This is a genomic window from Helicobacter pylori (assembly GCF_016755635.1).
Taxonomy (GTDB): Bacteria; Campylobacterota; Campylobacteria; order Campylobacterales; family Helicobacteraceae; genus Helicobacter; species Helicobacter pylori_CQ.
Map to the genome: position 1 here is coordinate 1,102,206 of NZ_CP051500.1, position 14,814 is coordinate 1,117,019.

The 14,814-nt window shown below is 38.7% G+C and carries 16 protein-coding genes and 3 tRNA genes; 16 read left to right on the forward strand and 3 right to left on the reverse strand.

Going from position 1 to position 14,814, the window contains the following annotated elements; genetic code table 11:
- Nucleotides 1–144: 144 nt before the first annotated feature.
- Entirely contained in the window at nt 145–711 is a 567-nt protein-coding gene (dcd, locus tag HG567_RS05090; RefSeq protein ID WP_202163713.1) for a dCTP deaminase, read from the reverse strand.
- A gap of 129 nt (nt 712–840) precedes the next feature.
- Between dcd and accB the strand changes: the two genes are divergently transcribed.
- The 8 genes from accB to pseC all read left to right on the forward strand — a co-directional run bounded on the left by accB (nt 841) and on the right by pseC (nt 7,130).
- The gene (gene accB, locus HG567_RS05095; protein WP_001053755.1) at nt 841–1,311 is read left to right on the forward strand and encodes an acetyl-CoA carboxylase biotin carboxyl carrier protein; all 471 of its coding nucleotides are present in this window, start codon (nt 841–843) and stop codon (nt 1,309–1,311) included.
- Between the two features lie 5 nt (nt 1,312–1,316).
- Complete coding sequence (locus HG567_RS05100; RefSeq protein WP_202139412.1) at nt 1,317–2,684, forward strand: acetyl-CoA carboxylase biotin carboxylase subunit; 1,368 nt, start codon at nt 1,317–1,319, stop codon at nt 2,682–2,684.
- 22 nt (nt 2,685–2,706) lie between these two features.
- The gene (locus HG567_RS05105; RefSeq protein WP_202163714.1) at nt 2,707–3,147 is read left to right on the forward strand and encodes a hypothetical protein; all 441 of its coding nucleotides are present in this window, start codon (nt 2,707–2,709) and stop codon (nt 3,145–3,147) included.
- The gene (locus tag HG567_RS05110) at nt 3,114–3,647 is read left to right on the forward strand and encodes an FkbM family methyltransferase (RefSeq protein WP_202139414.1); all 534 of its coding nucleotides are present in this window, start codon (nt 3,114–3,116) and stop codon (nt 3,645–3,647) included. The genes HG567_RS05105 and HG567_RS05110 overlap by 34 nt, the downstream gene beginning before the upstream one ends.
- A gap of 153 nt (nt 3,648–3,800) precedes the next feature.
- Nucleotides 3,801–4,763, forward strand: coding sequence for an SAM-dependent methyltransferase (locus HG567_RS05115; RefSeq protein ID WP_202139415.1), 963 nt, complete (start codon nt 3,801–3,803; stop codon nt 4,761–4,763).
- On the forward strand, nt 4,763–5,311 hold the full coding sequence (locus tag HG567_RS05120) for a restriction endonuclease (RefSeq protein ID WP_202139416.1): 549 nt from the start codon (nt 4,763–4,765) through the stop codon (nt 5,309–5,311). Before HG567_RS05115 ends, HG567_RS05120 begins: the two co-directional genes overlap by 1 nt.
- 92 nt (nt 5,312–5,403) lie before the next feature.
- A complete protein-coding gene (locus tag HG567_RS05125) occupies nt 5,404–5,997 on the forward strand; it encodes a Laminin subunit alpha-2 precursor (protein ID WP_128054198.1) in 594 nt (197 codons plus the stop codon).
- Nucleotides 5,994–7,130, forward strand: a complete 1,137-nt coding sequence (pseC, locus tag HG567_RS05130) for a UDP-4-amino-4,6-dideoxy-N-acetyl-beta-L-altrosamine transaminase (protein WP_202139417.1) — start codon at nt 5,994–5,996, stop codon at nt 7,128–7,130. Before HG567_RS05125 ends, pseC begins: the two co-directional genes overlap by 4 nt.
- Before the next feature lie 25 nt (nt 7,131–7,155).
- Here pseC and HG567_RS05135 read toward each other — a convergent pair.
- A tRNA-Leu gene (locus tag HG567_RS05135) sits at nt 7,156–7,240 on the reverse strand.
- Nucleotides 7,241–7,440: 200 nt separating this feature from the next.
- On the opposite strand from HG567_RS05135, the gene HG567_RS05140 reads away from it, so the two are divergent.
- Genes HG567_RS05140 through truA form a run of 4 tightly spaced genes read left to right on the forward strand, consistent with a single transcriptional unit; the run spans nt 7,441 to nt 10,883 of the window.
- Nucleotides 7,441–8,466, forward strand: a complete 1,026-nt coding sequence (locus HG567_RS05140) for a ribonucleotide-diphosphate reductase subunit beta (protein WP_202139418.1) — start codon at nt 7,441–7,443, stop codon at nt 8,464–8,466.
- 9 nt (nt 8,467–8,475) lie between these two features.
- On the forward strand, nt 8,476–9,105 hold the full coding sequence (pcm, locus tag HG567_RS05145; protein WP_079335648.1) for a protein-L-isoaspartate O-methyltransferase: 630 nt from the start codon (nt 8,476–8,478) through the stop codon (nt 9,103–9,105).
- 10 nt (nt 9,106–9,115) lie between these two features.
- Nucleotides 9,116–10,153 (forward strand): LptF/LptG family permease, encoded by a 1,038-nt coding sequence (locus HG567_RS05150; protein ID WP_202139419.1) that lies wholly within the window; start codon nt 9,116–9,118, stop codon nt 10,151–10,153.
- A gap of 1 nt (nt 10,154) precedes the next feature.
- Entirely contained in the window at nt 10,155–10,883 is a 729-nt protein-coding gene (gene truA, locus HG567_RS05155) for a tRNA pseudouridine(38-40) synthase TruA (RefSeq protein WP_202139420.1), read from the forward strand.
- Here truA and galE read toward each other — a convergent pair.
- Nucleotides 10,877–11,911 carry a UDP-glucose 4-epimerase GalE gene (gene galE / locus HG567_RS05160; RefSeq protein ID WP_202139421.1) on the reverse strand — a complete coding sequence of 345 codons (1,035 nt, stop codon included), beginning with the start codon at nt 11,909–11,911 and terminating at the stop codon, nt 10,877–10,879. The genes truA and galE overlap by 7 nt on opposite strands.
- A 115-nt stretch (nt 11,912–12,026) precedes the next feature.
- Between galE and HG567_RS05165 the strand changes: the two genes are divergently transcribed.
- The 4 genes from HG567_RS05165 (at nt 12,027) to HG567_RS05180 (ending at nt 14,757) form a co-directional block, all read left to right on the forward strand.
- Nucleotides 12,027–12,103 (forward strand) — tRNA-Ile (locus tag HG567_RS05165).
- 14 nt (nt 12,104–12,117) lie between these two features.
- Nucleotides 12,118–12,193 (forward strand) — tRNA-Ala (locus tag HG567_RS05170).
- 249 nt (nt 12,194–12,442) lie between these two features.
- The gene (locus HG567_RS05175) at nt 12,443–13,978 is read left to right on the forward strand and encodes a hypothetical protein (RefSeq protein WP_202139422.1); all 1,536 of its coding nucleotides are present in this window, start codon (nt 12,443–12,445) and stop codon (nt 13,976–13,978) included.
- Between the two features lie 17 nt (nt 13,979–13,995).
- Nucleotides 13,996–14,757: an SDR family oxidoreductase gene (locus tag HG567_RS05180; protein ID WP_202139423.1), complete on the forward strand. Its 762-nt coding sequence runs from the start codon at nt 13,996–13,998 to the stop codon at nt 14,755–14,757.
- Nucleotides 14,758–14,814: the final 57 nt, after the last annotated feature.

A 14,814-nucleotide genomic window follows, 5' to 3' on the forward strand; every position in this document is an offset into this window, starting at 1 on the left:
CGGTTTAGCGTTTTGTTCTCAAAGAGTTTGTGACTCAATCAAACTGAAGTTTCGTATTATAATACATTTTTGAGAAATTGCGGTATTGTTTGTATTAAAAAATAAACAACGCTCAAAGGATAAGCGCTTTTATCTTCCTTCAAATCACTTTAAAATTTTAGGCAAAGTGATGCCCACTTGCCCTTGATACTTACCGCCTCTGTCTTTATAGCTTTGCTCACACACTTCATCGCCTTGTAAAAACACCACTTGTGCGATCCCCTCATTGGCATAGACTTTAGCCGGCAGATTAGTGGTGTTAGAAATTTCAATCGTGATATAGCCTTCAAATTCCGGCTCAAAAGGCGTAACATTCACAATAATCCCACACCTGGCATAAGTGCTTTTGCCTAAACAAATCGCTAAGGTGTCTTTAGGCATTTTAAAATACTCTATCGTATGGGCTAGGGCGAACGCGTTAGCGGGTAAGATAAAAAAGCCCTCTTGACTGGCATCAATTTTAGTCGCGTTGTTAGGGTCAAAGTTTTTAGGGTCAATTAAAGCGTTCTTGTTATCAAAGAGCATGAACTCACTCCCCACCCTAATATCATACCCATAACTGCTCAAACCATAGCTGATCACATTCTTACCGACTTGCTTTTCGCAAAAAGGGCTAATCATGTCATGCTCTAAACTCATTTTTTTAATCCAAGAATCCGCTTTCAATCCCATATACACAAAGCCTTTAAAGTTTGTTAATAATTATGTTATTATAACAATAATTTTTTGCTAAAAACGCTTATGGTTAGTAAGATGATGTGTTTGTGGCATATTTTAAAATAATATAAGGAATAGATCGTTATGAACCTTTCTGAAATTGAAGAGTTGATCAAAGAATTTAAAGCTTCTGATTTAGGGCATTTGAAATTAAAGCATGAGCATTTTGAGTTGGTTTTGGATAAAGAATCCGCTTATGCGAAAAAAAATGCACTAAATCCCGCCCATTCTCCAGCTCCCATTATGGTAGAAGCGAGCATGCCAAGCGTTCAAACCCCTGTGCCTATGGTATGCACCCCTATTGTGGATAAAAAAGAAGATTTCGTGCTTTCGCCTATGGTAGGCACTTTTTATCATGCGCCTTCACCTGGGGCTGAGCCTTATGTCAAAGCGGGCGATACGCTTAAGAAAGGGCAAATCGTGGGCATTGTAGAAGCGATGAAAATCATGAATGAAATTGAAGTGGAATACCCTTGCAAGGTGGTTTCTGTTGAAGTGGGGGACGCCCAGCCGGTAGAATACGGCACGAAACTCATCAAAGTTGAAAAGCTTTAAAATCCATGAACAAAGAAAATAAAAAGGTAGAAAAAAAAGAGCTTTCGCGCATTTTGATCGCTAATAGAGGTGAGATCGCTTTAAGAGCGATCCAAACCATTCAAGAAATGGGCAAAGAATCCATAGCCATTTATTCTATCGCTGACAAGGACGCCCACTACCTCAATACAGCTAACGCAAAAGTGTGTATAGGGGGGGAAAAATCCAGCGAGAGTTACTTGAATATCCCTGCAATCATTAGCGCGGCGGAATTGTTTGAAGCGGATGCGATTTTCCCTGGGTATGGGTTTTTGAGCGAGAATCAGAATTTTGTAGAGATTTGCTCGCACCATTCTTTAGAATTTATTGGCCCGAGCGCGAAAGTCATGGCTTTAATGAGTGACAAATCCAAAGCCAAAAGCGTGATGAAAGAAGCCGGCATGCCTGTGATTGAAGGCAGTGATGGGCTGCTTAAAAGCTATCAAGAAGCTGAAGAAATCGCTGATAAAATCGGCTACCCTGTCATCATCAAAGCGGCCGCTGGTGGGGGCGGGAGAGGCATGCGTGTCGTAGAAGATAAATCCAAGCTCAAAAACCTTTATCTAGCCGCAGAAACGGAAGCTTTGAGCGCGTTTGGCGATGGGAGCGTGTATTTAGAAAAATTCATCAACAAGCCTAAACACATTGAAGTCCAAATTCTAGCCGATAAGCATGGCAATGTCATTCATGTGGGCGAAAGGGATTGTTCGGTGCAAAGACGCCAACAAAAGCTCATTGAAGAAACCCCGGCAGTGGTTTTAGAAGAGGGCGTTCGTAAGCGTTTGCTAGAAACAGCGATCAAGGCCGCTAAATACATCGGCTATGTGGGGGCTGGGACTTTTGAATTTTTGCTCGATTCTAACATGAAAGATTTTTATTTCATGGAGATGAACACTCGTTTGCAAGTGGAACACACCATTAGCGAAATGGTGAGCGGGTTAAACCTCATTGAATGGATGATTAAAATCGCTCAAGGCGAAGAATTGCCCAAGCAAGAAAGCTTTTCCCTCAAAGGGCATGCGATAGAATGCAGGATCACTGCAGAAGATCCTAAAAAATTCTACCCAAGCCCGGGTAAAATCACCGAATGGATCGCCCCTGGTGGGGTGAATGTGCGCCTTGATTCGCATGTGCATGCTAATTATGTCGTGCCCACGCACTATGATTCTATGATTGGCAAGCTCATTGTGTGGGGTGAAAACAGAGAAAGAGCGATCGCTAAGATGAAAAGGGCTTTAAAGGAATTTAAAGTAGAAGGCATTAAAACGACCATTCCTTTCCACCTTGAAATGCTTGAAAATGCGGATTTCAGGCAAGCAAAAATCCACACGAAGTATTTAGAAGAAAATTTTTAAACTTAATTGCAAGGAGATTTTAATGAAGCAAGTGATTAAAAGGGTTCTTAAGGGTTTGTTACCCAATCGGTTTTTAAACGCATATCGTAATATTGAAGACTTGGGAGCGATTAAAGAGCAAATTAACTCTATAGCCAATCAAGTCAATTCCATTCTTTGGCGAGCTGAAAAGGTAATGTCTATCAATGAATTGTTTGTTGAAACCCCTAAAGAGAAAGTAGAGGGGTTCATTAAGAGCTTACACCCCATCAAGACCGAGCATGAGCTGGTGCGTTGGGGAGCCAAGCATGATGGGGGCTATTTGATACCCAATGATTTTGAAGGGATCGAAGCGCTTTTCTCGCCAGGCGTGGGAGGTGAGAGTGCATTTGAAGAAGATTTTTACCGCCATTGCAAGCCTACAAACCCTAACGATATATATATATATATATGGCAGACAAATCGGTCAATGAGCCGATATTGAACATCCCCAAAGAAAACTACTCCTTTATCAAAAAATTCATCGGTTGTTCCAACGACAAAGACTTCATCACTCTAGACACTTGGGTCAATAACTCTCAAGTGGGCGAAGGGGATTTAATGTTACAAATGGACATTGAAGGGGGCGAATACCTCGCTCTCATCAATGCGAGCGATGCGCTATTGGATCGCTTCAGAATCATTGCTCTAGAGATTCATCAGCTGAAATATTTGTGGGATAACAACTATTTTGAAGTGATCCAGAGCGCTATGAATAAGATTTTAAAAACGCATTATTGCGTGCATTTGCACCCCAATAATTGTTGTGCCCCTCACCATCACAATGGGGTGGATATCGTTGAAGTCATAGAATGCACTTTCATCAGAAAGGATCGGGTAAAACACATCTTGGGCTATTGCGATGAGTTCCCACATCCATTAGACACGGACAATGTGGTTGGAAACCCCACGCTTATCCTACCCAGAAATTGGTATGGAGGCTGAAAGTCTTTCCACCTTGAAATGCTTGAAAATGCGGATTTCAGGCAAGCAAAAATCCACACGAAGTATTTGGAAGAAAATTTTTAAGTTTTAAGGATTTTAAACGATCGGAAAAAATCAGCATTAAATTTTATGATTTTATAGTAAAGTTTTTTCATGCAAACCTTGTTCAAAGAAGTTACCCCTAAACGCTATGTCAATGGCAATGAGATGAAAGAAAATTCTAGCAATGTTTTAGATCAGTATTTCACTAAGCCTAGTGTGGCTTTAAAATGCTTTCAAAAAGCTTGTGAAGTTATTAAAAAATACGAAAATCTAGATGACTTTATTTTTTTAGAGCCAAGCGCAGGCGATGGGGTGTTTTATGACTTGTTTCCTAAAAATAGACGCATTGGTATAGACATTGAACCCAAAAGAGATGGATTTATTCAATGCGATTTTTTAAATTATAAACTGCCCACGCATCAAAAAGTGATTTGCTTGGGCAATCCTCCTTTTGGGCATCGTGGGGTTATGGCGTTAGAATTTATCAACCATGCTAGAAATTGTGATTTTGTGTGTTTTATCTTGCCCATGTTTTTTGAAAGTCAAGGAAAAGGTTCTATTAAGTATCGTGTGAAAGGTTTGAATCTGCTTTATAGCGAACGCTTAGAAAAAAATGCGTTTATAGATTTTAAAAATAAAGAAGTGGATGTGCATTGCGTGTTTCAAATTTGGAGCAAAAAGTATCAAAATAAGAAAAGTGAATTTTCTTGGTATAAGAATCGCCATAAAGAACCCTTTAGCGAATATATCAAGGTTTTCACGGTTTCATTGGCTAAAAACAGAGAATGCGGTAAAGAGTGGATTTTTAATCAAAAAGCGTCTTTTTACATTTCATCAACTTTTTATAAAAGCACACAAATTGTAGAGAACTTTGAGGAAGTTAAGTATCAATCTGGTATTGCTGTGGTATTTACTAGCGCCAACAAGGTTTTAAACGCTAAATTAAAAAAACTATTCAAAGAGATTGATTGGACAAAATACGCAAGTTTAGCGACTAATTCTTGCTATCATTTAGGCAAAAGTCATATTTTTCAAGCCCTACATGATCATTTGGATGGTTTAAAGGATAATTGATGGACTTAGAACAAACTTTTTTAAAAATTATTGAAAAAAAACATAAAGAATTGAATTTAGGGCAAGATTACAACGCTATTTTTTCAAAAATTAGAGATTTTGAAGCCAACGCTATAGGGCAGATTGGTGAAGAATTTTTAAAAAGTGTGCTTAACGCTATAGATGGAGTAATTAACGATGGCATTATTCATGATGAATACGATATTATGACAAAAAGCGGTGTGTCCTTTGAAGTTAAAACAGCGCAAAAAGGCAGAACTAACAACACTTTTCAGTTCAATGGCATAAACCCACGATACAACTATGATTTTTTGGTTTGCTTAGGAGTGTGCGAAGACCAATTGCTTTATAGAGTTTTTAAAAAAGATGAAATCCATTACATTCATAAAGAAAGAAAATACTTTATGAAACAAAATGAGTTTAAAAAGCAACTGGTGCCAATGAATCCTGATAATCAAGTCAATTATAAGCTCACTCTCAATATTAAAGAACTGAAAGAAATTACAAACCTCATCAAAGAGTTAGAGAGAATTTTAGAGTTAGATTAATATTTTTAGATAGAATTGAGTGGAACAAAATGTTTTTAGGAATAGAGTTTGCTTATCTTGTCTTTAAGAAATAAAATGAAGTGGAGGATAGGATGTCTAAGATTTCAAACAATTATAACCCGTCTTTGATGGTGAGGGATTACCACAGGGTTAGTCCGCACGCAAGAAAAGAAGAAAATAAGGAAATTCAAAATCTTTCAGAGAATGATGAAAAGATCAAATTAGCCAAACAAGCCAAGCAGGATAACCTAGCCATAGGGGATTTAGAAAGCCGTCTCAAAAGCTTAAAAGGCATGGATAAAGACGCTAAGGAATTGGTGGGGATTTCTAAATCTTACGCTCATAACAATGAAAAAGATCGAAGCGATTTTGAGCGTTTTAAAAGCCGTTTGGATAAAGCGATTGATTCTTTCAACCAAAAATCAGGCAACGATAGCTTGAAACTCCCTGGCAATATTGATATTGACGACACGAAAGCTTTGGAGAAATTTTCAAAATCATTAGAAAGTGAGAAAGAAAACATCCAAAATTCTTTGCACCAGTGGAAAAAACAGCTCGCTGAAACGAATCATTTAAACAAGGAATACAACACCTTAGATAAAACAAGACTGAACGCTCAAAAATTCCAAGATGTCCATGACACAAGCAAGATCACCCCATCTCGCTTGCAAGACTTGCTCGCTTGAAAGAGTTTGCTTATAGCGAGCCTTGTTTAGATGAAGAAGATAAAAAGGCTGTTTTAGAGGTTTTAAATTCCAAACAGCTCACGCAAGGCAAACGCTCTCTTTTGTTTGAAGAAGCTTTGTGCGAGTTTTTAGGCGTTAAGCATGCGTTAGTGTTTAACAGCGCGACTTCAGCCCTTTTAACGCTCTATAGGAATTTTAGCGATTTTAACGCTGATTGCAATGAAATAATCACCACCCCTATAAGCTTTGTAGCGACGGCTAACATGCTTTTAGAAAGCGCTTACAAACCCGTATTTGCTGAAATTAAAAACGATGGCAATATAGATGAATTAGCCCTAGAAAAACTCATTAACGAAAAAACCAAAGCCATAGTGAGCGTGGATTATGCCGGTAAAAGCGTGGAAGTAGGAAGCATTCAAAAGCTTTGCAAAAGGCATTCTTTGAGTTTTCTTTCTGACAGCTCGCATGCTCTAGGGAGCGAGTATCAAAACAAAAAAGTGGGAGGCTTTGCGTTAGCGAGCGTGTTTAGTTTCCATGCCATTAAGCCTATCACTACGGCTGAAGGGGGAGCGGTCGTTACTAACGATAGCGAATTGTATGAAAAAATGAAATTGTTTCGCTCTCATGGCATGATCAAAAAAGATTTTTTTGAAGGCGAAGTCAAAAGCACAGGGCATAATTTCCGCTTGAATGAAATCCAAAGCGCTTTGGGTTTGAGCCAGCTTAAAAAAGCCCCCCTTTTAATGCAAAAAAGAGAAGAAATCGCTCTAGTTTATGATAGGATTTTTAAAGATAACCCCTATTTCACCCCTTTACACCCCTTGTTAAAAGATAAAAGCTCTAACCACCTTTATCCTATTTTAATGCGCCAAAAATTTTTTGCATGCAAAAAACTCATTTTAGAAAATTTGCACAAGCGCGGCATTTTAGCCCAAGTGCATTACAAGCCCATTTACCAATACCAATTGTATCAACAGCTATTCAATACAGCCCCATTAAAAAGCGCAGAGGATTTTTATAACGCTGAAATTTCCTTACCTTGTCATGCGAATTTAGATTTAGAGAGCGTTCAAAACATCGCTCATGGCGTTTTAAAAACTTTTGAAGGTTTTAATAGAATGAGTTTCATTTAGGGCTTCAAATCTTAATCATTAAGAATGGTGCGGAAGAAAGGAATCGAACCTTCATGCCTTGCGGCGCTAGATCCTAAGTCTAGTGCGTCTACCAATTTCGCCACTTCCGCGCACCGCACGCCATCGCATGCACATAAGAGTAGAAAATAAAGAAGCAGTATTTTAGCTTTTTAATCCTTTAAAAATACTGAAAAATTGGAGTTTTTTAAAATTTTTGAGTTTTTTTTGGCTTTTAGGGGGTTTTAAATTCTTTTAAGGTATTCTAACGAGACTATATCATTAGATAGTTTTAAGGAAATTAAGGAACACAATGGAAGTTTCACGCAAAAAAATTTACAACCCCGATTCTACAGAAAGTGTGAATGAAAGAAAGATTTTTGGGGGTAATCCTACAAGCATGTTTGATTTGAATAAAATCAAGTATCAATGGGCGGATCATTTGTGGAAAACGATGCTCGCTAACACTTGGTTTGCTGAAGAAGTGAGCATGAACGATGACAAAAGGGATTATTTGAAATTGAGCGCAGAAGAAAAGATCGGCTATGATAGAGCTTTAGCGCAACTCATTTTTATGGATAGCTTGCAAACCAATAATTTAATTGATAATGTCAATCCCTTTATCACCAGTCCCGAAATCAATTTGTGCTTGGTACGCCAAGCTTATGAAGAAGCCTTACACAGCCATGCGTATGCGGTAATGGTAGAAAGCATTAGCGCAAATACTGAAGAAATTTATGATATGTGGCGTAACGACATGCAATTAAAAAGCAAGAACGACTATATCGCGCAAGTGTATATGGAATTAGCCAAAAACCCTACAGAAGAAAACATTCTCAAAGCGCTTTTTGCGAACCAAATTTTAGAGGGGATTTATTTTTATAGCGGGTTTAGCTATTTTTACACTTTGGCTAGGAGCGGTAAGATGCTAGGCTCAGCGCAAATGATCCGTTTTATCCAAAGAGATGAGGTAACGCATTTGATTTTATTCCAAAACATGATCAACGCTTTAAGGAATGAAAGAGCGGATCTATTCACGCCACAATTGATTAATGAAGTCATAGAGATGTTTAAAAAAGCGGTAGAAATTGAAGCCTCATGGGGGGATTATATCACGCAAGGCAGGATTTTAGGGCTCACTTCAAGTTTGATTGAGCAATACATCCAGTTTTTAGCAGATAGCCGTTTGAGTAAGGTGGGTATCGCTAAAGTTTATGGCGTCCAACACCCCATTAAATGGGTAGAGAGCTTTTCAAGTTTCAATGAGCAACGCTCTAATTTCTTTGAGGCTAGGGTGAGCAATTACGCTAAAGGGAGCGTGAGTTTTGATGATTTTTAAGGGGCTTGTTTGAATAGTATTAAAAACCATTTGATGTGTGAAGAAATCCATAAGCGTTTTCATTTGCACCCCAAAGTGAGAGAGGCTATGGAGAGCATTGAAAGGGAGGTTTTTGTGCCAGCCCCTTTTAAACATTTTGCCTACACTTTAAACGCGCTTTCTATGCAAGCGCAACAATACATTTCTTCGCCCTTAACCGTGGCCAAAATGACGCAATATTTAGAAATCGATCATGTGGATAGCGTGCTAGAAATTGGCTGCGGGAGCGGCTATCAAGCGGCGGTGCTGTCTCAAATTTTCAGGCGCGTTTTTAGCGTTGAAAGGATTGAAAGCCTGTATTTAGAAGCACGTTTGCGCCTTAAAAATCTCGGTTTAGACAACGTTCATGTTAAATTCGCTGATGGGAACAAGGGCTGGGATCAATACGCCCCCTATGATAGGATTTTGTTCTCTGCTTGCGCTAAAAATATCCCTCAAGCGCTTATTGATCAGCTTGAAGAAGGCGGGATATTAGTTGCGCCCATTCAAGAAAACAACGAGCAAGTGATCAAACGCTTTGTGAAACAAAATAACGCCTTGCGCGTCCAAAAAGTGTTAGAAAAATGCTTGTTCGTGCCTGTTGTAGATGGGGTGCAATAAAGATTAAGGCATGATTAAACACTATCTTTTCATGGCGGTTTCGCAGGTCTTTTTCTCCTTCTTTTTAGTGCTGTTTTTTATCTCTTCCATTGTGTTATTAATCAGTATTGCAAGCGTAACGCTCGTGATTAAAGTGAGCTTTTTAGATCTAGTGCAACTCTTTTTGTATTCCTTACCAGGAACCATTTTTTTTATTTTGCCGATCACTTTTTTTGCGGCTTGCGCTTTAGGGCTTTCAAGGCTTAGCTATGACCATGAATTGTTAGTGTTTTTCTCTTTAGGGGTTTCGCCTAAAAAAATGACTAAAGCGTTTGTGCCTTTAAGTTTGTTAGTGAGCGCGATTTTATTAGTGTTTTCCCTCATTTTAATCCCCACTTCTAAGAGCGCTTATTACGGGTTTTTGCGTCAAAAAAAAGACAAGATTGATATTAACATCAGAGCGGGTGAATTCGGGCAAAAATTAGGCGATTGGCTCGTGTATGTGGATAAGACTGAAAACAATTCCTATGATAATTTGGTGCTTTTTTCTAATAAAAGCCTCTCTCAAGAAAGCTTTATTCTGGCTCAAAAAGGCAATATCAACAATCAAAACGGCGTGTTTGAATTGAATTTGTATAACGGGCATGCGTATTTCACTCAAGGCGATAAAATGCGTAAGGTTGATTTTGAAGAATTGCATTTACGCAACAAGCTCAAGTCTTTCAATTCTAATGATGCGGCTTATTTGCAAGGCACGGATTATTTGGGCTATTGGAAAAAAGCCTTTGGCAAAAACGCTAATAAAAATCAAAAACGGCGTTTTTCTCAAGCGATTTTAGTTTCATTATTCCCTTTAGCGAGCGTGTTTTTAATCCCCTTATTTGGCATCGCCAACCCGCGATTCAAAACGAATTGGAGTTATTTCTATGTCCTTGGAGCGGTTGGGATTTATTTTTTAATGGTGCATGTGATTTCTACGGATTTGTTTTTGATGACCTTTTTCTTCCCCTTTATTTGGGCGTTTATTTCTTATTTATTGTTTAGAAAATTCATTTTAAAGCGTTATTAAAATGCGTTGTTTTAAGGCTACTATCGCTTATGATGGGGCGTATTTTCTAGGCTATGCCAAACAGCCTAACAAACTCGGCGTTCAAGATAAAATAGAGGGCGCTTTAAATGCGCTAGGGATTAAAAGCGTTGTGGTTGCGGCTGGGCGCACGGATAAAGGCGTGCATGCGAACAACCAAACGCTGTCTTTTCACGCTCCAAAACACTGGAGCGCTGATAAATTATTTTATTATCTAGCCCCCAAACTCGCCCCGCATATTGTCTTAAAAAAACTAGAAGAAAAAAACTTTCATGCGCGTTTTGACGCTCAAAAAAGAGCGTATCGTTACCTTTTGACGAAGAATTTAAAAACGCCTTTTTTAGCGCCTTATATCGCTTGTGGGGATTATGGCTCACTAGATTTATTAAATACCGCTTTAAAGCAATTCACAGGCAAGCATGATTTTTCCATGTTTAAGAAAGAAAGCGGGGCGACAACCAATCCTAATCGCATCATTTTTAACGCTTTTGCTTATACAGCCTTTATCATGGGGCATGAGTGCGTGGTGTTTAAAATCATTGGCGATGCGTTTTTACGCTCTAGCGTGCGTTTGATCATTCAAGCATGCGTTCAATACTCCTTAGAAAAAATCACGCTCGCTGAAATTCAAGCGCAAATCCACAACCTCAAAGCCACTATAAGAACGCCCATAATGGCTAATGGCTTGTATTTGCACAGGGTGTATTATTGAAATCTTAAAAGGTGTTCTTCCCAATCTAGAGCGCTTTTGATAATGGTGTCTAGGTTGTCATAAAGGGGTTTGAAAGAGGTGTTTTGTAAGATTTTAGAATTATTAGCAATAAGGCTTGCTGGATCGCCCTGTCGTTTGTCTAAAATTTCCACTAAAAAATCGTTGTTTGAGATTTCTTTAACCTTTTCTATCACTTCTTTCACGCTATGGCCTTGATTGTAGCCGACATTATAGATCTCGCTCTTATTTTTTTCTAAAAGGGTTTGATAGCTCGCTAAATGCGCGTTAGCCAAATCATCTACATGGATATAATCCCTAATACAAGTGCCATCTCTTGTGGGGTAGTTAGTGCCAAAAATCCCCATTTTTTTCCTTTTCCCCACCGCGCATTCGCATGCGATTTTGATTAAATGCGTGGCGTTGAGCGTGCGTTGGCCTAGCGTGTAAGGGGTGGTATAATCATTGTGCATGCATGCTCCAGCCACATTGAAATAGCGCAAAATAACGCATTTAAAATCCGCTATTTTAGAAGTGTCTAGCAAAATCCTTTCGCTCATCATTTTAGACGCTCCATAAGGATTAATGGGGTTTAAGGGGCTTTCTTCATTCAAGCTAGAATCAGACTCGCCATAAACCACAGCCGTAGAAGAAAAAATAAAACGCTTGATCGCATGCTTTAAACAAAGTTTGACAAGTTCTAAAGTGTTGAGCGTGTTGTTGGTGTAGTATTCTAAAGGCAAGCGCGTGGATTCTTCTACTGAGATTTTAGCCCCAAAATGCAAGATGGCTTCAATGGGATCTTTTAGCTGCTGTTTATTCAAAAATGCGTCCAATTTTTGCGTTTCATTCAAGTTGGCTTGAACAAACACAACCCTATTAGGGTAATAATGCTCTAACGCTTTGAGATGCTCTAAAAAACCGGTGCTTAAGTCATCTACAATAATGATATTTTCTTTGGTTTTTTCTAAAAACGCCCTTGCGGTATGCGAGCCTATATACCCGCACGCCCCTGTGAATAATAATGCCATAAAAACCCCTTTTGAAATGAAAAAATAACGAGTATTATAACATCTTAATCCCATTTATTATTTAAGGATTTTTTAAGAAAGTTTAACCTATAATTTCATCTTTATTGGCTTTAAAGGGCTTATAGCTCAGGTGGTTAGAGCGCACCCCTGATAAGGGTGAGGTCGGAGGTTCAACTCCTCCTAAGCCCACCATTTTTGCAATCTTTGGGGAATTAGCTCAGCTGGGAGAGCGCCTGCTTTGCACGCAGGAGGTCAGCGGTTCGATCCCGCTATTCTCCACCATTTTTTCTCCTTGAATTTTTTCTTTTTATCAGTCGTGTCTTGGTTGAGAAATCTTAAACGATTGGATCGTCCTTGTTTAACGCCGCAAGTCTTTTAACTCAAAGCTCCTTAATGAAAGATTAAATTAAATTGAGATTTTTTGTTATAAAAATTCTTATTACCGCTCGTTAAGGCTTTATAAAAAATATTAGAAACCATGACAAAACAAGCTAATATATTCTATTCAATTTATTTCAAGGACAAACAAACATGAAAAAATTTCTTTATACCCTACTCGCGCTTCTTTTAATCGGCCTTTTAACAACCTATCTTATCCTTTTCACAGAATGGGGGAATAAGATCATCGCTTCGTATATAGAGAAAAAAATCAACCCGAACGAGCGTTATTTGAGCGTTAAAACCTTTAAATTGAGATTCAACTCTTTAGACTTTGAAGCTCAAGCCAACGATGATTCCACGCTCATTCTTAAGGGGGATTTCTCGCTTTTAAAGCAAAGCGTAAATTTGAATTACCACATAGATATTAAAAATTTACGCTCTTTCAAAGAATGGATACCCTACCCTTTAAGGGGGGCTATTGTTACTTCTGGGAACATTAAAGGGCATAGAAAAGCCCTTATGGTTCAAGGCGTCTCTAATGTCGCTCAATCCCACACTGCCTACAACGCCCTTTTAGATGATTTCAAGCTTTCTCACTTAAGTTTGAACGCAAAAGACGCCAATTTAGAAGATTTGCTTTATTTACTCAACCGCCCCGCTTATGCGAACGCAAAAGTGTCCTTACAAGCGGATTTCAACTCTCTAAAGCCTTTAGAAGGGCATTTGATCCTAACAGCTAATAACGCTTTAATCAATAACGCCCTAATCAATCAAATGTTTCATTTAAACCTTAAAGACACGCTTGTTTTCAGTCTCTCGCACTCAAGCGATTTTAAAGGAAACAAAGCCATCAGCGATACCACCCTAACTAGCCCTTTAATTAATTTTACAGCCCTAAAAAGCGAATACCTTTTCTCTGTTTTAAAACTCAACGCCCCCTACACTTTAGAAATACCCAACCTAGCCAAACTCTATAACATTACCAACCACCCCTTAAAAGGGAGCTTGACTTTAAATGGCAATATAGAGCAAAACCCCAAACTTTTAAAAGTCAGCGGCCATTCAAATTTACTAGACGGCGTGCTGGATTTCACGCTTTTAAATAAAGATTTGAAAGCCCATTTTTCCAATATTTCCACTTTAAAAGCTTTAGATTTATTCCATTACCCTAAGTTTTTCCAATCCATTGCAGACGCTAACTTGGATTATGACCTTAGTGCTAAGCAAGGCGTATTGAAAGCCCGCCTAAAAAACGCAAGATTCCTCAAAAATGCATTCAGCGATTTCCTCTACTCCATTTCTAAATTTGATATTACTAAAGAAATTTATAACGATGCCAATCTGGTAAGCCAAATCAACCAGCAACGCCTGCTCTCCAACCTCAACTTAAAAAGCCCCAAAACCCAATTGAAAATCCATAACGGCTTGTTGGATTTAAACACCAAGCAAATGGACATGCTCATGGATGCAGAAATTTTAAAATTCGTTTTTAAAATGAAACTTCAAGGCAGCATACACCAGCCAAAAATTTCCCTCATTTTAAACGAAAAAGCCATCCAACAAAACCTGCAACAAGGCTTGAAAGAAATCCTAAAAAACGACACCCTTAAAAAAGGTTTAGATCATTTATTTAAAGATGATAAGCTCAAAGAAAAGCTTGAAAAAGGGCTTAAGGGGCTTTTTTAAAATTTTAAAGGACAGAAATGGCGCACATTTTAGTTAGCGGGGCGACTTCAGGGTTTGGGTTAGAAATCGCTAAAGCGTTTTTACAAAAAAACCATGTGGTTTTTGGCACAGGGAGGCGAAAAGGGAATTTGCAAGAATTACAGCTCGCTTACCCCAAGCGTTTCATTCCCCTGTGTTTTGATCTTCAAAACAAGCTTGAAACTAAGCGAGCGCTAGAAACTATTTTCTCCATGACGGATCGCATTGACGCTTTAATCAATAACGCCGGCTTAGCGCTAGGCTTGAACAAGGCTTATGAATGCGAGCTAGACGATTGGGAAATCATGATAGATACGAATATCAAGGGGTTGTTGTATCTCACTCGTTTGATCTTGCCCTCTATGATAGAGCATAACCAAGGGACTATCATCAATCTTGGCTCTATCGCTGGCACTTACCCCTATCCTGGTGGGAATGTCTATGGAGCGAGCAAGGCGTTTGTGAAGCAATTTTCTTTAAATTTGCGAGCGGATTTGGCTGGCACTAACATTAGAGTGAGTAATGTTGAACCCGGTTTGTGCGGCGAAACCGAATTCAGTATGGTGCGTTTTAAAGGCGATAAAATCAAAGCCCAATCCGTCTATGAAAACACCCTTTATCTCAAACCACAAGATATTGCTAACATCGTGCTATGGATTTACGAACAACCCTTGCATGTCAATATCAACCGCATAGAAATCATGCCCACAAGCCAAACTTTCGCTCCCCTACCCACCCATAAAACCCTTAAGGGGTTTTAAGAATAAATTTAAACTTTAACAACCCTTTAATTTATCTTCAAAAAAAAGGGGGGGTTT

Bases quoted from the DNA above. Each gene is read 5' to 3' on its own strand.
- dcd (WP_202163713.1), bottom strand. From the start codon at position 711: ATGGGATTGAAAGCGGATTCTTGGATTAAAAAAATGAGTTTAGAGCAT.
- accB (WP_001053755.1), top strand. From the start codon at position 841: ATGAACCTTTCTGAAATTGAAGAGTTGATCAAAGAATTTAAAGCTTCT.
- HG567_RS05100 (WP_202139412.1), top strand. From the start codon at position 1,317: ATGAACAAAGAAAATAAAAAGGTAGAAAAAAAAGAGCTTTCGCGCATT.
- HG567_RS05105 (WP_202163714.1), top strand. From the start codon at position 2,707: ATGAAGCAAGTGATTAAAAGGGTTCTTAAGGGTTTGTTACCCAATCGG.
- HG567_RS05110 (WP_202139414.1), top strand. From the start codon at position 3,114: ATGGCAGACAAATCGGTCAATGAGCCGATATTGAACATCCCCAAAGAA.
- HG567_RS05115 (WP_202139415.1), top strand. From the start codon at position 3,801: ATGCAAACCTTGTTCAAAGAAGTTACCCCTAAACGCTATGTCAATGGC.
- HG567_RS05120 (WP_202139416.1), top strand. From the start codon at position 4,763: ATGGACTTAGAACAAACTTTTTTAAAAATTATTGAAAAAAAACATAAA.
- HG567_RS05125 (WP_128054198.1), top strand. From the start codon at position 5,404: ATGTCTAAGATTTCAAACAATTATAACCCGTCTTTGATGGTGAGGGAT.
- HG567_RS05140 (WP_202139418.1), top strand. From the start codon at position 7,441: ATGGAAGTTTCACGCAAAAAAATTTACAACCCCGATTCTACAGAAAGT.
- HG567_RS05150 (WP_202139419.1), top strand. From the start codon at position 9,116: ATGATTAAACACTATCTTTTCATGGCGGTTTCGCAGGTCTTTTTCTCC.
- truA (WP_202139420.1), top strand. From the start codon at position 10,155: ATGCGTTGTTTTAAGGCTACTATCGCTTATGATGGGGCGTATTTTCTA.
- galE (WP_202139421.1), bottom strand. From the start codon at position 11,911: ATGGCATTATTATTCACAGGGGCGTGCGGGTATATAGGCTCGCATACC.
- HG567_RS05175 (WP_202139422.1), top strand. From the start codon at position 12,443: ATGAAAAAATTTCTTTATACCCTACTCGCGCTTCTTTTAATCGGCCTT.
- HG567_RS05180 (WP_202139423.1), top strand. From the start codon at position 13,996: ATGGCGCACATTTTAGTTAGCGGGGCGACTTCAGGGTTTGGGTTAGAA.